We start from the raw sequence: 4,373 nt of genomic DNA, 5'->3' as shown, positions 1-4,373 counted from the left end.
GCTTGGCATTATCTGTCGATCGACCTCGACAAGGAGCGATTGCAACCTTCGGGACGTTGGTTGGCCGTGAACGAAACGGAGCCAAAACGCCAACGTCAGTTGGGCATTTTGGCTGGAAATTCAGCTCTCCGTCATTTGCCAGGCAGTGAGGGCAGCGACGGCGGATCGCCGGGATCGGTGCGTCAGGTAACGGCTTCCTTGACGGCGAAACGCTGGTCCTTCCATGCACCCGTGCGCAGAATGTCTTCCAGAACCTCAACCGCCAGCCACACATCCTTGTAGCTGACATAGAGCGGCGTGAAGCCGAAACGGATGGTCGACGGTGCGCGGAAGTCACCGATCACCCCGCGCTCGATCAGCGCCCGCATGATTTGATAGCCATGGTCGTGAAGGAACGACACCTGGCTGCCGCGCCTGGTCGCGTCGCGGGTAGTCTCCAGCGCGAGACCGTAGGCGCCGCACTTGGCTTCGACGAGCTGGATGAACAGTTCTGTCTGCGCGACGCTCTTCTTTCGCAATGCCGCCATGTCGACGTCGCTCCAGATGGCAAGCGCGCCTTTGAGCGCCCGCATCGACAGGACCGGTTGCGTACCGCACAGAAAACGGCGGATGCCGGCGCCGGCAACATAACCCCGTTCGAAGGCAAAGGGCCGCGCATGGCCCCACCAGCCGCTGAGCGGCTGGCTGATATCGCCGTGGTGGCGCTGTGCGGCATAGATGAAGGCCGGCGCGCCCGGACCGCCGTTGAGGTACTTGTACGTGCAGCCGACAGCGAAATCGGCATTTGCCTGATCGAGCTCGACGGGCAGGGCGCCGGCGGTGTGGCAGAGATCCCAGACGATCAGCGCTCCGGCCGCATGAGCCCTGCGCGTCAGCGCCGCCATGTCGCGCAGTTCACCCGATTTGTAATTGACGTGGTTGACCAGCACCACCGCGACGTTTTCGTCGATTAGCTCTTCGATGGTCGGCGCGTCGACGCCCGCGAGGCGCAGCAGGACGCCATCCCGGGTCGAGGCCACGCCTTCGGCGATGTACAGGTCGGTGGGAAAACTGTCACCTTCGGCGACGATGGCTGACCGGCCGGGCCGCATCTCCATCGCTGCGTGCAGCACCTTGTAGATGTTGGTCGATGTCGTGTCGCAGACGACGGTCTGGCCGGCCGCGGCTCCTATCAGGCGTCCGAGCTGGTCACCGAGTTCGATCGGCATCTCGAACCATCCGGCCGTGTTCCAGGCTCGGATAAGATCTCGGGCCCATTCCTGCGTCGCCGCCTGCTGCAGCTCGCCGAAAACGGCATGAGATGCTGCCCCCAGTGAATTGCCGTCGAGATAGATCACCCCCTCCGGCAGAATGAAACGGTCGCGCATGGCCCGCAGCGGATCCGTGGCATCCATCGCTTCGACTGCGGCGAGATCAGGAATTCCACTCATGGTCAGTCCCCGGTTGTTCGCGAAGGGTTCCCGCCACAGAGCGTCCCTTCAGTGAGCCTGTTCTCATTTCGATGATGTCAGAGCCGGGTGCGGATCGTCCACAGCTCCGGAAACAGCACGACCTCGAGCATTTTCTTCAGATACGAAGCACCCGACGTGCCGCCGGTGCCGCGCTTCAGACCGATGATGCGCTCCACCGTGGTGACGTGGTTGAAGCGCCAGCGGCGGAAATAATCCTCGAAGTCGACCAGCTTCTCGGCCAGTTCGTAGAACATCCAGTAGCGCTGCGGATCGCGGTAGATAGTCTGCCAGGCGACCAGGACCTCTTCATTCTCGGTTCGCGTCTCACGCCAGTCCGTGCGCCTGGCATCGGCACCGATGTCGAATCCGTTGCGCGCCAAAAGCAGCAGCGCTTCGTCGTAGAGCGATGGCTCGGCCAGAATGGCTTCCAGCTTTCCGCTGAGGTCAGGCCGATGCTTGTGAGGGCCGAGCATGGCCAGGTTGCGGTTGCCGGCCATGAACTCGATGGCGCGATACTGCCAGGACTGAAAACCCGAGGACTGGCCGAGCGCGTCGCGAAACTCGGTATATTCGCTGGGCGTCATCGTCCGCAGCACATCCCAGGCATTGTTCAGCTGCTCGAAGATGCGCGCGACTCGCGACAGCATCTTGAAGCTCGGCTCGAGCCGGTCGGCGCGGATCGAGCGGATCGCGGCGCCAATCTCGTGCAAAGCGAGCTTCATCCACAGTTCCGAGGTCTGGTGCTGGATGATGAACAGCATCTCGTCATGCGCCGACGACAGCGGCGTCTGCGCCTCCAGCACTTTCTCCAGGTGCAGATAGTCGCTGTACGACATGCGCTCGTTGAACGACATCTGTGCGCCTTCGGACGCCGGATCGTAGGGCTCGCTCAATTGACTTTCTCCGTGCGCAGCCGGAAGCGCTGGATCTTGCCGGTCTGGGTCTTGGGCAAAGCAGCAATGAATTTCACCGATCGCGGGTATTTGTAGGGCGCGATCGTCGCCTTGACATGGTCCTGCAGGCGCTTGGTGGTCAATGCGTCAGGCGCCACGCCCTGCACCAGCACGACATGCGCCTCGACGATCTGGCCGCGCTCGGCGTCCTCGGCGCCGATCACCGCGCATTCGGCGACGTCGGGATGTGACAGAAGTGCGGCCTCGACCTCGGGGCCGGCAATGTTGTAGCCGGCGCTGACGATCATATCGTCGGAGCGCGCGGCGAAATGGAAGAAGCCGTCCTCGTCCTGCGTGAAGGTGTCGCCGGTGATGTTCCAGCCGTCGCGCACGTAGTCCTTCTGCCTGATATCGGCCATGTAGCGGCAGCCGGTCGGGCCGCGCACCGCCAGCCTGCCGGTCGCGCCGCGCGGTACTTCGCGCATCTCGTCGTCGACGATGCGCGCCTCGTAGCCGCCGACCGGCTTGCCGGTCGACGCGGGCTTCATGTCGCCAAAGCGGTTGGAGATGAAGATGTGCAGCATTTCGGTGGCGCCGATGCCGTCGAGGATCGGCTTGCCGGTCTTTTGCGTCCACTCTTCGAAAACCGGAGCGGGCAAGGTTTCGCCGGCTGAAACGGCAACCCGCAGCGAAGACAAATCGGCACCTTCATCCATGGCCTTCAGCATGGCGCGGTAGGCAGTCGGTGCGGTGAAGGAGATCGTGGCTTTGTAGGTCTCGATGATGTGGATCATGTTGGGTGGCGTCGCCTGCTCCAGCAGCGTCGCCGCCGCACCGAAGCGCAGGGGAAAGATAGCGAGCCCGCCAAGGCCGAAGGTGAAGGCCAGCGGCGGCGAGCCGACGAAGATGTCGTCCGGCGTCACCTCCAGGATTTCGCGGGCATAGGCGTCGGCGATGATCAGGAGGTCGCGGTGGAAATGCATCGTCGCCTTCGGCACGCCTGTCGTGCCCGAGGTGAAGCCGAGCAGCGCGACATCGTCGCAGCCGGTGTTGACGGCGGTGAATGTCACCGGCTTGTCGAGAGCGGCACGATCGAGCTCGGCATCATGGTTGGCGGTGCCGTCGAAGCCTATGACCTGTTTGAGGAAGGTGCTGTCCTTGGCGCAGGCGGTCATCTCGTCCATCAGCCTGGTGTCGCAGAGCGCGACGGTGATTTCCGCCTTGTCGACGATCTTGGCCAGTTCGCCGGCGCGCAGCATAGGCATGGTGTTGACGACCACGGCGCCGACCTTGGTGGCAGCCAGCCAGCAGGCGACCATGGCGGGGTTGTTGGCCGAGCGGATCAGCACCCGGTTGCCGGGCTCGACGCCATAATTCTCGACCAGCGCGTGGGCGAGCCTGTTCGTCCAGTCCGACAGTTCCTTATAGGTGCGGCGGCGGCCATTGCCGATCAGGGCTGTGCGTCGCCGAGGCCCTTCTCGACCAGCCGGTCGGTAAGTTCGACACCGGCGTTGAGGCGTTCGGGATAGTCGAAGCCGTCGAGCAGTATATCGGGCCATTGCTCCGTCGGCGGCAGGTGATCGCGCGTGAACGTGTCGATATGCGCTGAAGGCCCAAGCATGTCGCCGCTCTCCCGTCTGCTGCCTGGCCAATGCGCAATGCGCCTTGGCTGGATGTGGTGGATCCTAAGGTCCTGCTCTGAGGAGGCTTCGTGCTGCCCATGGCGCCTGCTCGGAGATGCGCCCAGAAGGGGTGAACATCTGCAGGTGAGGGCAGCACAGCAGACCTCCCATTGTCGGCTGTTCGTACGGGCAGGATCGCACCAGTCGAAATTTGTTTCAAGCCTAAAGTGTTTTTGCCCTGGAGCATTGACGCATGTCGTGGCGTTGGCCATTGCTGGCGGAGAAGCGATGCCGTTTTGGGGGAGGGCGCAGATGTTCGAACGTCACATCGTCGATTGGGATGATGCCTATGCCAACGGTGCGAACATCGCCGGCAGCGACCGTTGGCCAGCCGCCTGGGCGGAGCC

Annotated in this window: 2 protein-coding genes and 2 pseudogenes; 1 reads left to right on the top strand and 3 read right to left on the bottom strand. The window is 63.1% G+C overall.

The window, feature by feature from the left end; all coding sequences use genetic code 11:
* Positions 1–182: 182 nt before the first annotated feature.
* From kynU to EN925_RS24885, 3 genes and pseudogenes are all read right to left on the bottom strand, one after another.
* Positions 183–1,430 carry a kynureninase gene (gene kynU / locus EN925_RS24895; RefSeq protein ID WP_127385142.1) on the bottom strand — a complete coding sequence of 416 codons (1,248 nt, stop codon included), beginning with the start codon at positions 1,428–1,430 and terminating at the stop codon, positions 183–185.
* Between the two features lie 77 nt (positions 1,431–1,507).
* On the bottom strand, positions 1,508–2,344 hold the full coding sequence (gene kynA, locus EN925_RS24890) for a tryptophan 2,3-dioxygenase (RefSeq protein ID WP_127369898.1): 837 nt from the start codon (positions 2,342–2,344) through the stop codon (positions 1,508–1,510).
* Positions 2,341–3,965, bottom strand: a pseudogene (locus tag EN925_RS24885) (AMP-binding protein). Before EN925_RS24885 ends, kynA begins: the two are co-directional and overlap by 4 nt.
* A 289-nt stretch (positions 3,966–4,254) precedes the next feature.
* On the opposite strand from EN925_RS24885, the pseudogene EN925_RS40895 reads away from it, so the two are divergent.
* Positions 4,255–4,373 (top strand): annotated as a pseudogene (locus EN925_RS40895) (alpha/beta hydrolase); the annotation flags it as partial.

It is taken from the genome of Mesorhizobium sp. M7A.F.Ca.US.006.04.2.1, assembly GCF_004022915.1.
Taxonomy (GTDB): Bacteria; Pseudomonadota; Alphaproteobacteria; order Rhizobiales; family Rhizobiaceae; genus Mesorhizobium; species Mesorhizobium ciceri.
The sequence above is the reverse complement of the archived record's forward strand: the minus strand, read 5'-3'. Positions and strand labels throughout refer to the sequence as shown.